Raw genomic sequence first — 16,497 nt, forward strand, 5'->3', positions numbered from 1 at the left:
CAACTGCCCGGGTCGGCCGGTTGGACGACCCTGTCGCGCCGGACGCCCGCAGGTCAGACTGTGATCCGGCTCCGCCCGGCCCACCCCAAAAACAAATATCTAATGCCGCGGAATGTCCTCGAATTGGTGAACCTTGTTCGCCCCAATGGCTCGGGCTAAGGTTTTCTTATCCATCGAGGAATTAATCCGATCCGCGGGAGTGATTATGGCGAACCCGTTCGATGATGAAGACGGGACCTTTCTGGTGCTCGTGAACAGGGAGAATCAGCACTCGTTGTGGCCTGCATTCGCTGAAATTCCGAATGACTGGAGGCTCGTTTTCGGAGAGGCCTCGCGCAAGGAATGCCTCGCCTATGTGGAGGAGAGCTGGACGGACCTGCGTCCGCAGAGCCTCATCGACGCCATGAAGGAGACCGAGGCGGCCCGCTAGTGGCCCGCCCGACCGCAGCGACGCTACCCAGGGAGTACCCGTGGCCATGATGGGCGGACCCGTCATGATCCGGTCCGACGGGCCGGATTCCTCGAACAACACCCAGCGGGCGAAGCCCGGAACGACGAAGAGAATCATCCCGTACACCCGCGGACACCGCCGCGCCATCGGCTATCTCGTGGTCTGCACCACGCTGAACGCCCTGTGCGCGGTGGCCCCGCCCCTGCTCCTGAAGTACCTGATCGACGACGGCATCATGGCCGGCGACAACGGGACCGTGGCCTGGCTCGCGGGCGCGGTCGCCGCGGTCTCCGTCCTGGCGGCCGTGGTCGGCTTCGGGGAGAGCTGGTTCTCCGCCAAGGTCAGCGAGGGACTCGTCTACGACCTGCGGGTGCAGGTCTTCGACCACGTGCAGCGCCAGTCGCTCGCCTTCTTCACCCGCGCGCAGACCGGCGCGCTGGTGAGCCGCCTGAACACCGATGTGATCGGCGCCCAGCAGGCGGTCACCCAGATGCTCTCCACGGTGGTCTCCGCCGGACTGACCGTCCTGTTCGTGCTCGGCACGATGTTCTACCTGTCCTGGACGATCACCCTGATCTCCCTGGTCCTGGTCCCGTTCTTCATCCTCCCCGGCCGGCTCGTCGGCCGCCGGCTCCAGGGCCTGGCCCGACGGCACATGCAGGTCAACGCCGAGATGGGCTCGCTCATGCACGAGCGGTTCAACGTCGCCGGCGCGCTCCTCGCCAAGCTCTACAGCCGCCCGGACCGGGAGACCGCCGGCTATGCGCGGCTCGCCGCCCGCGGCCGGGACATCGGCGTGCGCAACTCGGTGTCGATGAAGCTGCTCTTCCTGTCGAGCATGTTCATCGGCTCGATCGCCACCGCCGTCGTCTACGGCGTCGGCGGGACCCTCTCCGTGAACGGCGTCTTCGAGGTCGGCACCCTGGTCGCCCTCGCCACGCTGCTCACCCGGCTGATGGCCCCGGTCGGCCAGCTCTCCAACGCCCAGGCCGACGCGATGACGGCGCTCGTCAGCTTCGACCGGCTCTTCGAGATCCTCGACCTGAAGCCGCTGGTCACCGAGAAGCCCGACGCGGTGGCGCTGCCGGCCGCCGGCAGCCGCGAGACGGCCCCCGGCGTCGAGTTCCGCGGGGTGTCGTTCCGCCACCCGCGGCCCGCCGACGTCTCGCTGGCCTCGCTGGAGGACTTCGCCACACCGACGCCCGAGCGCGAGGGCGACAGCTGGGCGCTGCGCGACCTCAGCTTCACCGTGCCGGCCGGCAAGCTCACCGCGCTCGTCGGCCCGTCCGGCGCGGGCAAGACCACCGTCACGCACCTGGTGCCGCGGTTGTACGACCCGGAGGAGGGCACCGTCCTCATCGACGGCCGCGACGTGCGCGACCTGACGCTGCAATCGCTGAGCGACACCGTCGGCATGGTCACCCAGGACGGGCACCTGCTGCACACCACCATCCGGGAGAACCTGCTCTACGCCCGCCCGGACGCCACCGAGGAGGAACTGGTCGCGGCCTGCCGGGCCGCCCAGATCTGGCGGCTCGTCGCCTCCCTGCCCGACGGCCTCGACACCATGGTCGGTGACCGCGGCTACCGGCTCTCCGGCGGCGAGAAGCAGCGCATCGCCATGGCCCGGCTGCTCCTCAAGGCCCCGCCGGTGGTGGTGCTCGACGAGGCGACCGCGCACCTGGACTCCGAGTCCGAGGCCGCCCTGCAACTGGCCCTGAAGACCGCGCTCGCGGGCCGCACCTCCCTGGTCATCGCGCACCGGCTGTCCACCATCCGGGACGCGGACCAGATCATCGTCCTGGACCAGGGGCGGATCGCCGAGCGCGGCACCCATGACGAACTGCTCGCGCTCGGCGGGCTCTACGCCGAGCTGTACCGCACCCAGTTCGCCACGCCGGCCCTCGCCGACGAGGAGCCGGCCGAGGCCGAGGAGGTGCCGCAGCAGCGGGTCCCGGAACCGGTCGGCCACGGCCACGGGGGGCCGGTCTTCTTCGGCCCCGGCGGCCCCGAGGGCCCGGGCGGCCCCGGCGGACCGGGGATGCAGGGCGGTCCGGGGATGCCCGGCCCCGGCCCCGGGCCCGGACCGCGGCCGGTCGTCTTCGGCCCCGGCCCCCAGGGGCCCGGCGGACCGGGCGGCCCCCGGCCCCACTGAGTACGGCCCGAATGACCGGTGCCCGCGACGCTCCCACGGCGTCGCGGGCACCTCTTTGTCCAGCTCACACCCACACCCCCTAGAGGTAGGGGGGAGGCCCGCTCGAACCGCAGGGGTTTCGCCCAGGATGTCAGGCTGTTAATTTCGGTCACATCTGAAGCAGGCAAATGTCGACCTTGTGAAATCGCTCCCCCCACATTCCGACAACCGGCGATGGATTTTCGGCAGAAAGCGTGCTCGGACGAGAAATTCTTCTTCGTGGACGGCAACCGCCTTTCGCAGCAGCGTGGGGATGTAAGGAGCTGGGGTGGAGTCCGAGGGAGCAATAAGTCAGCAGCCCGTCGTGGAGGTCGAGATCGGCTCGTTGAGCCTGTCCGGATCGCCACGGTTGGCCGGAGAGAGAACGGAGCACATCCAGGTACTCGCGGCGGCGCAGAATCCGCTGCCGCCGATCACGGTGCACCGGCAGACGATGCGGGTCATCGACGGCTACCACCGGCTGAAGGCCGCCCGGTTGCGCGGCGAGAGCAGGATCGCCGCCCGGTTCTTCGACGGCGACGAAGCCGCGGCCTTCGTCCTCGCGGTCCAACTCAACGTCCACCACGGCCTTCCGCTGGCGCTCGCCGACCGCAAGCGCGCCGCCGAGCGCATCGTCGTCTCCCATCCGCAGTGGTCCGACCGCAGGGTCGCCTCGGTCACCGGGATCGCCCCCGGGACCGTCGGCGAGATCCGCAAGCGGGTCGTCCAGCTGCCGGGACCGGAGGGACGGCGGCTCGGTCAGGACGGCAGACTGCGGCCGGTCGACGGCAGTACCGGCCGCATCCTGGCAGGTGAACTGCTCACGGAGAACCCGGAGCTGTCACTGCGTCAGGTCGCGCGGGCGGCCGGGATCTCCCCGGAGACCGCCCGGGACGTACGCAACCGGCTGCGCAACGGCGAGGACCCGCTGCCCCGGCAGCGCCGGCGCAAGCAGGAGCGGACCGAACCCGGGGAGCCGCCCGGGCGCGGGGAGTTCGGGGCGCTGCGACTCGCCCGGCCGGCTCCCCGGACCCGCCCGGACATGACGCAGGCGCCGGACCGCGCCGTGCTCATCAAGCGACTGAAGGCCGACCCGGCACTGCGCTTCACGGAGACCGGCCGCAACCTGCTGCGCCTGCTCGTCCTGCACTCGCTGCGCAAGGAGGAGTGGGAGGCGATCGTCAGCAACGTCCCGCCGCACTGCAGCGACATCGTGGCGGATCTCGCCCGGCAGTTCGCCGACCTCTGGTCGGATTTCGCCGAGCGGGTCAGGGACGACGTCGCACAGATCGGCTGAGACCGCCTTTCGGAATGTCGACCGTCGCGAAAGTTGCCGCTTTCGCGACGGTTTTCCTGTCCACTCCGCCGGTGAGATGGCGCGAATCCTTCGCCCGTTATTCACCGAAGGGTTCTGTGTCTTGCCTTTGAGTTTCCCGTGGATTATCGGCCGATCGCTGTCCGAAAATCGCCCCCATTCCTCTAGCCGAGTGGCCGAAATCTTGCCGTGCTGGCGCTAATGAGCCGCTATCCTGGCGATGTAGTTGCAGGTCAGAGACGTTTTGTTCGGACCTCAAATACTCACGGGTCAGCGTAGGTACGGGGGGTACCTGTGAAGCTCCATGAAAGGGACGGAGAACTCGGTCTGCTGCGAGAACTCTACGAGGGGTGCGTGGCCGGAAAGGGAGCCCTGGTCATCGTCAACGGCCCCGTGGGCTGCGGCAAGACCACCCTCGTCCGGGCATTCGCCGAGCAGGTCACGGACCGGGGAGGAACCTTCCTGTCGGTGACCGGCGCCGCGAGCGAGAGCCTCGACAGACTGGGACTGATCGACCAACTGGTCACCGCGATGCGGGCGGCGGGCCCGGCCGACGGGCCACCGGCCGCCACCGAACTCGCCGGGGCCGCGGAGGCGAGCGGACGCGTGCCGCGCGCCCTCATGCAGCGCATCCACCGGTCCGTCGCCGAACTCGCCGGCCGCGGACCGCTCGTCCTGCACGCCGACGACGTGCACTTCGCCGACGAGGCGTCACTGCAGTGCCTGCGCTATCTCGTACGACGCATCGACGCGCTGCCCGTCCTGGTCGTCCTGACCGAGACCGCCGGCCACGACCGGGCCCTCGCCACGCTGCACGCCGAGACCCTGCACCTGCCGCACTGCCGACGGCTGCGGATCGGACCGCTCGGCGTCGACGGGGTCGCCGCCCACCTGGCCGGACATCCTCCGGCGCGCGCCGCGGCGCCGGAGACCGTCGAGCTGTGGGCCAGGACCAGCGGCGGGAACCCCCTGCTGCTGGAGGCGCTGATCGAGGACACCGCGCGGTGCGGCACGCCGGAGGCCGTGAGACGGGGCGCCCCGATGCCCCACGAGGCGTTCCGCAACGCCTTCCTGCGCTGCCTCCACCGCGGTGAGCCGACCCTGCTCGCCGTCGCCCGGGCCGCCGCGGTCCTGGGCGAATCGGTCACCCCGGCGCTGATCGGCACCCTCCTGGGGGCGGACGCGACCTCCGTGCGCTGGAGCATCACCGAGCTGCGCGCGGCCGGCCTGTTCTCAGGCGCCTGGTTCGGCCACGAACGCGCCCGGCTGACCGTCCTCGCGGACATCCCCGGACCGGACCTCGCCGCCCTGCGCACCCGGGCCGCCGAAGTGCTCCGCGAGAGCGGTGCCCCGGCCGCGGTGGTGGCCCGGCAACTCCTCGCGGCCCACGACCCGGCCAGGGCCGCCTGGCAGCTGGACATCCTGCGGGAGGCCGCGCGCGAGGCCCTGGCCGCGGGCGACCTCGCCGCCGGCGTCGACCATCTGCGGCACGCCTCCCGTCTGTGCACGGACGCCGACCAGGAAGCGGAGGTGATCGCCGCCCTCGCGGACGCCCAGTGGTCCATGGACCCGGTGAAGGCGTCCCGGTACCTCCCGCAGCTCGGCCGGATGGTGGGCGCCGGGCAGCTGACCGGCTCCGACGCCCTGGTCGTCGTCAAGCAGAAGGTGTGGCGGGGCGAGTTCGCGCAGGCCGACGACCTGCTGCGGATCATCGAGGCGCGCGAGGGCGGCGGCCCGGAGCAGGCCTGGGACACCGCGGGCTACCCGCCCGCCCTCAACCGCTCGGACCCCGCCCTGGTCCGGCTCTGGCTCTCCTTCTGCTGCCCCGGCCTGCGGCGCGGCAGCAGAACGGCGACCCGTACGGCGGCCCATGCGCGCACGGCGGGGGACGCGGCGGGCCGGCAGGCCACGATGTCGCCGCGTACGTTCCTCACCCTCGCGGCCGACCTCGTCGAGTTCGAGAAGGGCCGACCGGCCGGCCGGCTGCTGCCCGGGCCCGGCAGCGTGACCCCGTTCGCGGACCCGCTGGTGGCACTGATCTTCCTGGTCGGGGCCCAGCGGCTGGACAAGGCGGTGCTCCGGGCCGAGCGGCTGCTGGACGAGCCCCGCACCCGGCGCATCCCCATGGGGCACGCGCTGCTGGAGACGATCAGGGCGGCCGCCGCCCTGGGCCGCGGTGACGTCGAGGGCGCGGGCGAGGCCACCAGGATCGCGCTCGACCTCGTCAGCCCCGAGGCCTGGGGCATCGCGATCGGACTGCCGCTGGCCCTGGCGATCCGCGCGGCGACCGAGGCCGGTGACATCGAGACCGCGCGGACCTGTCTCAACGTGCCCGTTCCCATGGTCATGTTCGGCACGCCCTTCGCCCTGCCCTACCTCCACGCCCTGGGCCGTTTCCGGCTCGCCCTGCACCGGCCGCGCTCGGCCCTGCGGGACTTCGAGTCGTGCGGCGAGCTGATGGCGAAGTGGGAGCTGGACTCCCCGGAACTCATTGACTGGCGCAACGACGCGGCCGCCGCGCTCATCGCCCTGGGCGAGGGCCCGCGCGCCCGGGAGCGGATCGAGGAGCACCTCGCCCGGCTCGGCGCCCGGCCCAGCCGGGCCCGCGGCACCGCCCTGCGTCATCTCGCGGCGGTGAGCGCGCCCCGGCACCGGCTGCGGCTGCTGGAGGAGGCCGAGCGCGTCCTCGACGCCTGCGGTGACGGTCTGGAACTGCGGCGGGCCCGGGCCGACGCGCAGGCCGCCCGGCACGCGGCCCGGGCCGACGCACCGGAGGCCGTGGATCCGCTGGCCGCGCTGTGGGACACGCCGTCCCCGCCCGACCGGGAGGCGCTGCCCGCGCCGCTGGCCGAACTCACCGACGCCGAACTCCGGGTCGGGGCGCTCGCCGCGGCCGGCCGCACCAACCGGGACATCGCCGACCGGCTCTCCATCACGGTCAGCACCGTGGAACAGCACCTGACAAAAATATACCGGAAATTGAAGGTGCGCGGCAGGGCCGATCTCCCGGCGGCAATCACCGGCCTTTCCGAGGCCTCCTGCTCGCCGAATGCAAGCTGAATAACTCCCCGTCCAAGTGACGGTTTCGGGCTGTTGGACAGAGTTGTGACCAGGATTGCGATCGTGTGATTCTGGTCGCCGAAATCAACCTGCCAAATCCGAATCCGCCGGGGGGAATTCATGGGCCTGGATCTCGTGCTGGAAGAATCCCCGGAAACCGCGGTCCACCCGCTGCGCAAGGACGACCTGCACCCGAGCCTCTCCGACCCCGTCCTGGACACGATGACCTTCCTCAACGAGGTCACCCACCGCTTCCCGGACGCGATCTCCTTCGCGCCCGGCAGGCCCTACGACGGGTTCTTCGACACCGAGCAGATCTTCACGTACCTGCGCCGCTACCTGGACCACCTGGCCGCGCAGGGCGCCACGGAGCAGGACGTACGGACCGCGATGTACCAGTACGGGCCCACCGCGGGCCAGATCCGGGAGATCGTCGCCGACTCGCTGCGCAAGGACGAGGACATCGACGTCCCCGCCGAGTCGATCGTGATCACCGTCGGCGCCCAGGAGGCCATGCTGCTGGTGGTGCGGGCGCTGACCGCCGGCCCCGAGGACACGCTCCTCGTCGCGAGCCCCTGCTACGTCGGCATCACCGGCGTGGCCCGGCTGCTGGGCGTGCCGGTGACCGCCGTCGAGGAGCGGGAGGACGGGTTCTCCCGCGCCGACCTGGAGGCCGCGATCCTGCGGGAGCGCGCCCGGGGACGGCGGCCCCGCGCCCTCTATGTGATCCCCGACCACTCCAACCCGTCCGGGACCACGATGGACCTGCCGACGCGCCACGCGCTGCTGGAGGTGGCCGAGCGGTACGGCATCCTCCTCATCGAGGACAGCCCGTACCGCCGGGTGAGTCCCGGCACGCCGCTGCCGACGCTCAAGTCCCTGGACCGGTCCCGTCGCGTCGTCCACCTCGGCTCGTTCGCCAAGACGGTCTTCCCGGGCGCCCGGGTCGGCTTCGCCGTCGCCGACCAGCAGGTGGTCGACGACGAGGGCCGGACCGGGCTGCTGGCCGCCGAACTCGCCAAGATCAAGAGCATGGTGACGGTCAACACCTCGTCGCTGAGCCAGGCCGCGGTGGCGGGCGCCCTGCTGGCCGGCGACGGCCGGCTCTCCGTCCTCAACGCGGAACCGGCCGCCTACTACGGCGACGCCCTGCGGACCACGCTGCGCGCCCTGGACGCCCGGCTGCCCGAGGCCCGGCGCACCGCCCTGGGCGTGCGCTGGAACGAGCCCACCGGCGGCTTCTTCCTCACCGTCCACGTTCCCTTCCGGGCGGACAACGCGGCCCTGACCCGGTCGGCACAGGAATTCGGCGTCATCTGGACGCCGATGACCTACTTCTATCCGCAAGGCGGCGGCCATCAGGCCCTCCGTCTCTCCACCAGCTATCTGACGACCGCCGATATCGAAGAAGGCACCGAGCGGCTCGCGCGGTTCATCGAGGCACAGGCTTCGGCGTCGTGAACTCTCCGGAAAGGCGAGGCAAGTGAGCGGGAACAGCCATGCACAGCGATCGCGGTCCAAGCCGCGAATGTGGGGGTGGACTTTTCGATGACAGTCAGCCTGGACCGGCCGCCGCTGGCCCTGACCGGTGACGGCGCCCTGAAGACGCCGTACCGGCCGCGGATCGTCGGAGTGGGGACGGCCACCTCGGCCGCCGTCTACTCCCAGCAGGAGGTGCTCGACGCCTTCGCCATCACCGACCCGAAGATCCGGTCCGTCTTCGCCAACAGCGCCATCGACCGGCGCCACCTCACCCTGCCGGAACCGGACGCCGACGGAGTCCGCGCCCCCGAACCGCAGGGCGATCTCCTCGACAAGCACAAGGCCATGGCCATCGAGATGGGCGCCGAGGCCCTGCGCGCCTGTCTGAAGCGGGCCGGCGCCGAACTCTCCGACCTGCGGCACCTGTGCTGTGTGTCGTCGACCGGCTTCCTCACCCCCGGCCTCAGCGCCCTGATGATCCGCGAGCTGGGCATCGACCGGCACTGCAGCCGCAGCGACATCGTCGGCATGGGCTGCAACGCGGGCCTCAACGCGCTGAACGTGGTGGCCGGCTGGTCCGCCGCCCACCCCGGCGAACTCGCCGTCGTGCTCTGCACGGAGGCCTGCTCGGCGGCGTACGCCATGGACGGCTCGATGCGCACGGCCGTCGTCAACAGCCTCTTCGGCGACGGCGCCGGGGCGATCGCCCTGATGAGCGGGCCCGGTGACGAGGCGTCCGGGACCACCGAGGGCCCGACCGTCCTGAAGTTCGCCAGCTGCATCATCCCCGAGGCGATCGGCGCGATGCGCTACGACTGGGATCGCGAGCTGGACCGCTTCAGCTTCTACCTCGACCCCCAGATCCCGTACGTCGTCGGCGCCCACGCCGAGATCGTGATCGACCGCCTGCTCGGGGACACCGGCCTGCGGCGCAGCGACATCGGCCACTGGCTCGTGCACTCCGGCGGCAAGAAGGTGATCGACGCGGTCGTGGTCAACCTCGGGCTGACCCGCCACGACCTGCGGCACACCGTCGGCGTCCTGCGGGACTACGGCAACGTGTCGAGCGGGTCGTTCCTTTTCTCGTACGAACGACTCCTCGACGAGCAGGTGACCCAGCCCGGCGACTACGGAGTGCTCATGACCATGGGACCGGGCTCCACGCTCGAGACGGCGCTGGTGCAGTGGTGACAACAGGAGAGAGTGCAGTGAGCGAGCTGAGCGACGTGACGACACTGACCATAGACGGCTCCCAGCCGCTGTCGATCAAGGCCATCAAGGACGTCACCGTCCTGTGCGACACGGTGGAGGACCGGGGCGGGGCCGTGGTCCTGCGTGTCACCGGCGCCCCCGCGCCGGGCTGGACCGACGGGCTGGACGTCGCCCTCGTCACCAAGTGGGAGCGGGTGCTGCGCCGGCTGGAGCGGCTGCCCGCGGTGACCGTCGCGGTCGCGACCGGCGACTGCGGCGGAACCGCCCTCGACGCCTTCCTCACCGCCGACATCCGGATCGCGACCCGCAGCAGCCGGCTGCTGCTGCCCTTCGAGGGGGAGGCCACCTGGCCCGGCATGGCCGTCTTCCGGCTCGCCCGCCTGGCCGGTGCCGCGCGCGCCCGCCGAGCCGTCCTGTTCGGCCTGCCGATCCAGGCCCCCGAGGCGCTGATGCTGGGCATCGCCGACGAGCTGACCGAGACGCCCGACACCGCGGCGGCCACCGCCGTGCAGCGCCTGGAGGGCCTGTCCGGCAAGGAGATCGCCCTGCGCCGCCAGCTGCTCTTCGACGCGGCCACCACCAGCTTCGAGGACGCCCTCGGCCCGCATCTGGCCGCCTGCGACCGGGCCCTGCGGCGCACCGCCGAGGAGGCGGCCTGATGGCGGTGGCCGGCGACGCGACACAGAAGTGGTCGGCCCTGACGGAGGCCGCCGAACAGGTGGACAAGACGCTCGCGGCGCTCCCGGAGCCGACCCGCCGCACCCCGCAGCAGCGCGACGAGGCCGAGGCGGCGAAGAACCGGGCCCGCGCCCTGCGCGCCCGCTACCTCGACGCGCACGCCGACACCGTGTACGACCGCCTCACCGAAGGACGCACCCGCGCCCTGCGCATCGACGAACTCGTCGAGGCCGCCGCGACCGCCTACCCCGGACTGGTGCCGGACGCCGACCGCCTCGCCCAGGAGCGTGGCCGCCCCCAGGCCGACAAAGAGGGCCACGAGATAGACCAGGGCATCTTCCTGCGGGCCGTCCTGCGGTCGCCCACGGCCGGCCCGCACCTCCTCGACGCCATGCTCCGCCCCACCGCCCGCGCCGAGCGGCTCCTCCCGGAGTTCCGGCGCACCGGCGTGGTCGAGATGGAAGCCGTACGACTGGAACGCCGGGACGGCGTCGCACGGCTGACGATGTGCCGGCACGACCGGCTCAACGCCGAGGACAACCAGCAGGTCGACGACATGGAGACCGCCGTCGACCTGGCCCTCCTCGACCCGGACGTCCGGGTCGGGCTGCTGCGCGGCGGGGAGATGAGCCACCCCCGCTACCGCGGCAAGCGGGTGTTCAGCGCCGGCATCAACCTCAAGAACCTCAGCTCCGGCGACATCTCCCTGGTCGACTTCCTGCTCCGCCGCGAACTCGGCTATATCCACAAGCTCGTCAGGGGCCTGCGCGTCGAGGGCGCCGACGCGCCGTGGCACTCGCCCTACGTCGAGAAACCCTGGGTCGCCGCCGTCGACGGCTTCGCGATCGGCGGCGGCGCCCAGCTGCTGCTGGTGTTCGACCACGTCCTCGCCGCGTCCGACGCCTACCTCAGCCTCCCGGCGGCCAAGGAGGGGATCATCCCCGGCGTGGCCAACTTCCGCTTCAGCCGGTACGTCGGACCCCGCCTGTCCCGCCAGGTGATCCTGGAGGGCCGCCGCATCTGGGCCGCCGAACCCGAGGCGCGGCTGCTGGTCGACGAGGTCGTGGACCCGCAGGAACTGGACGACGCCGTGGAGCGGAGCCTGGCCCGCTTCGACGGGGAGGCGGTGCTCGCCAACCGGCGGATGCTCAACCTCGCCGAGGAACCCGCCGAGGCGTTCCGCGCGTACATGGCGGAGTTCGCCCTCCAGCAGGCGCTGCGGCTCTACGGGGAGGACGTGATCCACAAGGTCGGCAAGTTCGCGGCGAGGTCCGCGTGACCGCCGCCGGCCGTCCCCTTCGCGGCGAGGTCCGCGTGACCGCCGCCGACCGCCCCCGGGTGCGGTACGAGAAGAAGGACCACGTCGCCCACGTCACCCTCGACCGGCCCGAGGTGCTCAACGCGATGGACCTGCGGATGCACGAGGAACTTGCCGGTGTCTGGGACGACGTGGAGGCCGACGACGACATCCGCGCGGTCGTCCTGACCGGCGCCGGCGAGCGGGCCTTCTCCGTCGGACAGGACCTGAAGGAACGGAGCCGCCTCGACGGCGAAGGCGTCCCCCGCACCACCTTCGGCAGCCGGGGCCTGCCCGGCTGGCCCCGGCTCACCGAGCGGTTCACCCTGTCCAAACCGGTGGTGGCGCGGGTCAACGGCTACGCCCTCGGCGGCGGCTTCGAGCTGGCGCTCGCCTGCGACCTTGTCATCGCCTCGCACGACGCGGTGTTCGCCCTGCCCGAGGCCAGGCTCGGCCTGGTCCCGGGCGCGGGCGGCGCGTTCCGGCTCGCCCGGCAGCTGCCCCTGAAGACCGCCATGGGGTACCTGCTCACCGGACGCACCATGGACGCGGCGACGGCACTGCACTTCGGGCTGGTCAACGAGGTCGCCGACGACGAGGAGGGCGACCTGGACCGCCGGGTGGCCGCCTGGACGGACGACCTGGTCCGCAGCGCGCCCCTGTCGGTGCGGGCCATCAAGGAGTCCGTGATGCGCTCGCTCGACCAGCCGCTGGAGGACGCGTTCGCCACCCGCTACGTGTGGGAGGAACGGCGCATGCACAGCGAGGACGCCGTGGAAGGGCCCCGGGCCTTCGCGGAGAAACGCGCTCCTATGTGGTCCGGCCGCTGAGCCGGACGCGGTGACCCCCGGCCCGCCGACAGGAACCCGAACACGTCGGCGGGCCCGCCCCTTTCGGCTCCCCCACCTCCGGTCCTCTCCGGACCTCTCTTCTGGTTTCCGACCGCGGAAGGACATGCCGATGCCGATCGCGTACGTCAACGGGATCGATCTCAGTTACGACGACCATGGCCCGGCCGGCCGGGCGGAGCCCGTCGTGATGCTCGCCGGCACCGGCGGCCCGGGACGGATCTGGCGCAGCCATCAGGTCCCCGCGCTCAAGGCGGCCGGCCACCGGGTGATCACGCTCGACAACCGGGGCATCCCGCCGACCGGACCGTCCGTCGTCGGGTTCACCCTCGCCGACATGGCCGCGGACGTCGCCGCGCTGATCGAGCGCCTGGGGGCGGGGCCCTGCCGGATCGTGGGCCACTCGCTGGGCGGTCTCATCGCGCAGGAACTCGTCCTCGCCCGCCCCGAACTCGTCAGCCGTGCCGTGCTGATGGCCAGCTGCGGCCGGGCGGACGCGCTGATCGAGGCCATGTCGGCCGCCGACATCGAACTCGCCGACAGCGGCGTCAAGATCCCGCCCTCCGTGACGGCGTACCAGCACGCCCTGCAGAACCTCTCGCCCCGCACCCTCAACTACGAGGACGGGCTGCGGGACTGGCTCGGCATCTTCGAGCTCTCCGCGCCCGACCCGTCGACGATCCGCGCCCAACTCGGCCTCGAGGTCATCCCGAACCGCCTTCCGCACTACCGCCGGATCAGCCGCCCCTGCCTCGTCATCGGCTTCCAGGACGACCTGGTCGTCCGCCCGCACCTGTCGCGCGAACTCGCCCTGGCCATCCCGGGCGCCCGGTACACGGAGATCCCCGGCTGCGGCCACTACGGCTATCTGGAGCGGCCCGACGCCGTGAACGAGGCGCTCATCGCCTTCCTCGCCGACTGAGCGGAACCAACCGCCGTGCGATCTCGAGTTGTTGCGCGTCCATGGGACGGCCGTCCTCGATCTCCCACAGGGAGGTCTGCAGGACGCGCCCCAGCGTCCACGCACGCGCGCGTGCCCGGTCCAGCCCCAGTACGTCGGTCATGGCGTCGAAGCGCCAGATGACGTCGTCGGCGTCGAAACGGTTCCACAGGGCGGGCAGGAGGTCGAAGCCGGGGTCGCCGGCGAGGGGCTTGGGGTCGATGGCGAGCCAGTCCGCGCGGTCGGCGCCGAGGACGTTGTCGTAGTGCAGGTCCCAGTGCAGGAGGCGGTCGCCGGGTTCGTCGACGACTTCCCTGACGACGGCCGCGCAGTCGGCGACGAGCGCCCGGTCCTGCGGGTCCGGGATGCGCTCCAGCGCCCGGGGCGTCCGCGCCAGCATCGCCCGGGCGATGTCGCCGAGCCGACGCATGCCGTCCGGTGCCGGAACGGCCGTCAGCTGGGCCAGGAGGCGGGCGATGACGAGGACGGCCTCGCGGGTGTCGGGGACGTACGACAGCATGCGGGCCGGGTCGAGGCGCTCCAGGAGCAGGGTGCCCGTGGGTTCGTCGTGTTCGAGGAGGCGTACCGCGCCGTCGCCGTCCCAGACGCGCAGGGCGACGGGCTCGCCCTCGCTCTCGTCGTCGAGGAGTTGCAGCTTCAGGACGGCTCCGGAGCCGTCGGCCCGGAGGACGGGCAGGACGAGGGCCGCGACGCCGTGCATGGCGTCGCCGTCCAGCCGTAGGTCCCACTCCGCCAGGAAGCGCTCCGCCCGCTCCGGCAGTCCGGCGATGAACGCCCTTCCCGCCGCTCCGTTGAACTTCTCCTGCGCCGCCGCGAGTCCATCCGGAATGTCGATCACGCGTCGAGCGTATCGACGTGGGTAAATCGGCTCATGCGAATTACCCGGGGCCTGCACAGGGTGTGGACGTACGTCCGCGGCGCGCCCGGCACATACGTCTGGCTGGCGGTCCTGTTCGTGACGACGGTGGCGATGCACCACATGTCGCCGGACTTCGAGGCCGAGTTCCTGCGGCAGCGGTCGACGAACATCCGTGAGCTGTCCAGCAATCCGGTGCGGGTGCTGGTGTCCAGCGCGATGTGGATCGACGGCGGGCGGTGGCTGCCGTACGCCGTCCTGTACTCCGTCTTCCACGCACCGGCCGAACGCTGGCTGGGGACGGCGCGCTGGCTGGCGGTGTGCGCGGCCGCGCACGTGCTGGCGACCCTGATCAGCGAGGGCGCGCTGCTGTGGGGCATCCGGCACGGGATGGCGCCGGAGTCGGCGGTGAACACGCTGGACATCGGGGTGAGTTACGCGCTGGCCGGGGTGGTGGCGGTGCTGGCGTACCGGATTCCGGTGCCGTGGCGGGCGCCGTACGCCGCCGCCGTGCTGATCGTCTACGGGGTGCCGCTGGTGACCGGGCGGACCTTCACCGACCTCGGGCACTTCACTTCGGTGTTGATCGGGTTCGCCTGCTATCCGCTGGTCAGAGGGCGGGCAAGACCACGAAATCCGAAGGAGACAGCGGCGGTCGTGGAGAGCTAACGTCCCGGCATGAGCAGCTCGGCCACCGCTGTCGTGAACGGCGGCATCTCGTTCTGGTTCGCGGACGACGGTCTCCCGGCGGTGCGGGAGCCGCTGACCGGGGACGCCACGGCGGACGTGGTGATCGTCGGAGGCGGATACACCGGTCTGTGGACGGCGTACTACCTGAAGAAGGCCGCCCCCTTCCTCCGCGTCACCGTCCTGGAGCAGAAGTTCTGCGGCTACGGCGCCTCCGGCCGCAACGGCGGCTGGCTCTACAACGGCATCGCCGGCCGCGACCGCTATGCGCGACTGCACGGCCACGAGGCGGCGGTACGCCTGCAACGGGCCATGAACGACACCGTCGACGAGGTCGTCCGGGCCACGGAGGCAGAGGGCATCGAGGCCGACATCCACAAGGGTGGGGTGCTCGAAGTCGCCCGTACGCCCGCCCAGTTGGCCCGGCTGAAGGACTTCCACGCGCACGAGCTGTCGTACGGCGAGAAGGACCGCGAGCTGTACGGCGCCGGTGAGACGGCCGAGCGTATCCGGGTGGCCGACGCGGTCGGCTCTACGTGGACGCCGCACGGGGCGCGGCTGCACCCGGTGAAGCTGGTGAAGGGGCTGGCCGCGGTCGTCGAGGCGCTGGGCGTGGTCATCCACGAGCGGACGCCGGTGACGGAGATCCGGCCGAAGCACGCGGTGACGCCGTACGGCACGGTCCGCGCCCCGTACGTCCTGCGCTGCACCGAGGGGTTCACGGCGAGCCTGAAGGGACAGCGGCGGACCTGGCTGCCGATGAACTCGTCGATGGTGGTGACCGAGCCGCTGACGGACGAGCAGTGGGCGTCGGTCGGCTGGGACGGGCGGGAGGCGCTCGGGGACATGGCGCACGCGTACATGTACGCGCAGCGCACCGCCGACGGGCGGATCGCGCTGGGCGGGCGCGGGGTGCCGTACCGCTTCGGGTCGCGGACGGACAACGACGGGCGGACGCAGGCGACGACGGTCGAGGCGCTGCGGGAGATCCTGGTCGGCTTCTTCCCGTCGCTGGCCGGGGTCGCCGTCGAGCACGCGTGGTCGGGGGTGCTGGGGGTGCCGCGCGACTGGTGCGCGACGGTCACCCTGGACCGGGCGACGGGGCTGGGGTGGGCCGGGGGGTATGTCGGGTCCGGGGTGGCTACGACGAACCTTGCGGCTCGGACGCTTCGGGATCTGGTGCAGTTGGACTCCGGGCAGGGTGGGAAGACCGAGCTGACGGATCTGCCGTGGGTCGGGCACGAGGTGCGGAAGTGGGAGCCGGAGCCGTTTCGGTGGCTTGGGGTGCAGGGGATGTACGCGACTTATCGGGCGGCTGATCGGCGGGAGTCCCGGTTGCATACGGCGGAGTCTTCGAGGTTGGCGCGGGTTGCGGATCGGGTTTCGGGGCGGCACTGAGGGTTGTCGGCTGCGGGTGTGTGGGGGCTGGTCGCGCCCACGCGGCGGCAGCCGCATATCGATGCAGCCCCGCGCCCCT

Annotated in this window: 13 protein-coding genes; 12 read left to right on the forward strand and 1 reads right to left on the reverse strand. The window is 71.6% G+C overall.

Going from position 1 to position 16,497, the window contains the following annotated elements; translation table 11 throughout:
• The first annotated feature begins 205 nt into the window (after nt 1-205).
• The 10 genes from IQ210_RS39510 (at nt 206) to IQ210_RS39555 (ending at nt 13,438) form a co-directional block, all read left to right on the forward strand.
• Nucleotides 206-430, forward strand: coding sequence for an MbtH family protein (locus IQ210_RS39510; RefSeq protein ID WP_228049327.1), 225 nt, complete (start codon nt 206-208; stop codon nt 428-430).
• Nucleotides 431-476: 46 nt separating this feature from the next.
• Nucleotides 477-2,606: an ABC transporter ATP-binding protein gene (locus IQ210_RS39515; protein WP_194084106.1), complete on the forward strand. Its 2,130-nt coding sequence runs from the start codon at nt 477-479 to the stop codon at nt 2,604-2,606.
• 388 nt (nt 2,607-2,994) lie between these two features.
• Nucleotides 2,995-3,921: a ParB/RepB/Spo0J family partition protein gene (locus tag IQ210_RS39520; RefSeq protein WP_228049328.1), complete on the forward strand. Its 927-nt coding sequence runs from the start codon at nt 2,995-2,997 to the stop codon at nt 3,919-3,921.
• 312 nt (nt 3,922-4,233) lie between these two features.
• Entirely contained in the window at nt 4,234-6,999 is a 2,766-nt protein-coding gene (locus IQ210_RS48350) for an AAA family ATPase (protein WP_194084107.1), read from the forward strand.
• 120 nt (nt 7,000-7,119) lie between these two features.
• The gene (locus tag IQ210_RS39530) at nt 7,120-8,460 is read left to right on the forward strand and encodes an aminotransferase-like domain-containing protein (RefSeq protein ID WP_228049329.1); all 1,341 of its coding nucleotides are present in this window, start codon (nt 7,120-7,122) and stop codon (nt 8,458-8,460) included.
• 87 nt (nt 8,461-8,547) lie between these two features.
• Nucleotides 8,548-9,672, forward strand: coding sequence for a 3,5-dihydroxyphenylacetyl-CoA synthase DpgA (dpgA, locus tag IQ210_RS39535; RefSeq protein ID WP_194084108.1), 1,125 nt, complete (start codon nt 8,548-8,550; stop codon nt 9,670-9,672).
• 17 nt (nt 9,673-9,689) lie between these two features.
• Nucleotides 9,690-10,352, forward strand: a complete 663-nt coding sequence (gene dpgB, locus IQ210_RS39540; RefSeq protein ID WP_256780118.1) for an enoyl-CoA-hydratase DpgB — start codon at nt 9,690-9,692, stop codon at nt 10,350-10,352.
• Complete coding sequence (gene dpgC / locus IQ210_RS39545; RefSeq protein WP_194084109.1) at nt 10,352-11,650, forward strand: (3,5-dihydroxyphenyl)acetyl-CoA 1,2-dioxygenase DpgC; 1,299 nt, start codon at nt 10,352-10,354, stop codon at nt 11,648-11,650. The genes dpgB and dpgC overlap by 1 nt, the downstream gene beginning before the upstream one ends.
• Nucleotides 11,651-11,685: 35 nt before the next feature.
• Nucleotides 11,686-12,498 (forward strand): enoyl-CoA-hydratase DpgD, encoded by an 813-nt coding sequence (dpgD, locus tag IQ210_RS39550; protein ID WP_322657874.1) that lies wholly within the window; start codon nt 11,686-11,688, stop codon nt 12,496-12,498.
• 130 nt (nt 12,499-12,628) lie between these two features.
• Nucleotides 12,629-13,438 (forward strand): alpha/beta fold hydrolase, encoded by an 810-nt coding sequence (locus tag IQ210_RS39555; RefSeq protein WP_194084110.1) that lies wholly within the window; start codon nt 12,629-12,631, stop codon nt 13,436-13,438.
• Here the strand turns inward: IQ210_RS39555 and IQ210_RS39560 are convergent.
• Entirely contained in the window at nt 13,416-14,342 is a 927-nt protein-coding gene (locus IQ210_RS39560; RefSeq protein WP_407699741.1) for an aminoglycoside phosphotransferase family protein, read from the reverse strand. The genes IQ210_RS39555 and IQ210_RS39560 overlap by 23 nt on opposite strands.
• Before the next feature lie 6 nt (nt 14,343-14,348).
• Between IQ210_RS39560 and IQ210_RS39565 the strand changes: the two genes are divergently transcribed.
• On the forward strand, nt 14,349-15,002 hold the full coding sequence (locus IQ210_RS39565) for a rhomboid-like protein (RefSeq protein ID WP_194084112.1): 654 nt from the start codon (nt 14,349-14,351) through the stop codon (nt 15,000-15,002).
• A 9-nt stretch (nt 15,003-15,011) separates the two neighbouring features.
• On the forward strand, nt 15,012-16,418 hold the full coding sequence (locus tag IQ210_RS39570) for an NAD(P)/FAD-dependent oxidoreductase (RefSeq protein ID WP_194084113.1): 1,407 nt from the start codon (nt 15,012-15,014) through the stop codon (nt 16,416-16,418).
• The last annotated feature ends 79 nt before the right edge of the window (nt 16,419-16,497 follow it).

Source organism: Streptomyces justiciae, assembly GCF_015163075.1.
GTDB classification, from domain to species: Bacteria; Actinomycetota; Actinomycetes; order Streptomycetales; family Streptomycetaceae; genus Streptomyces; species Streptomyces justiciae.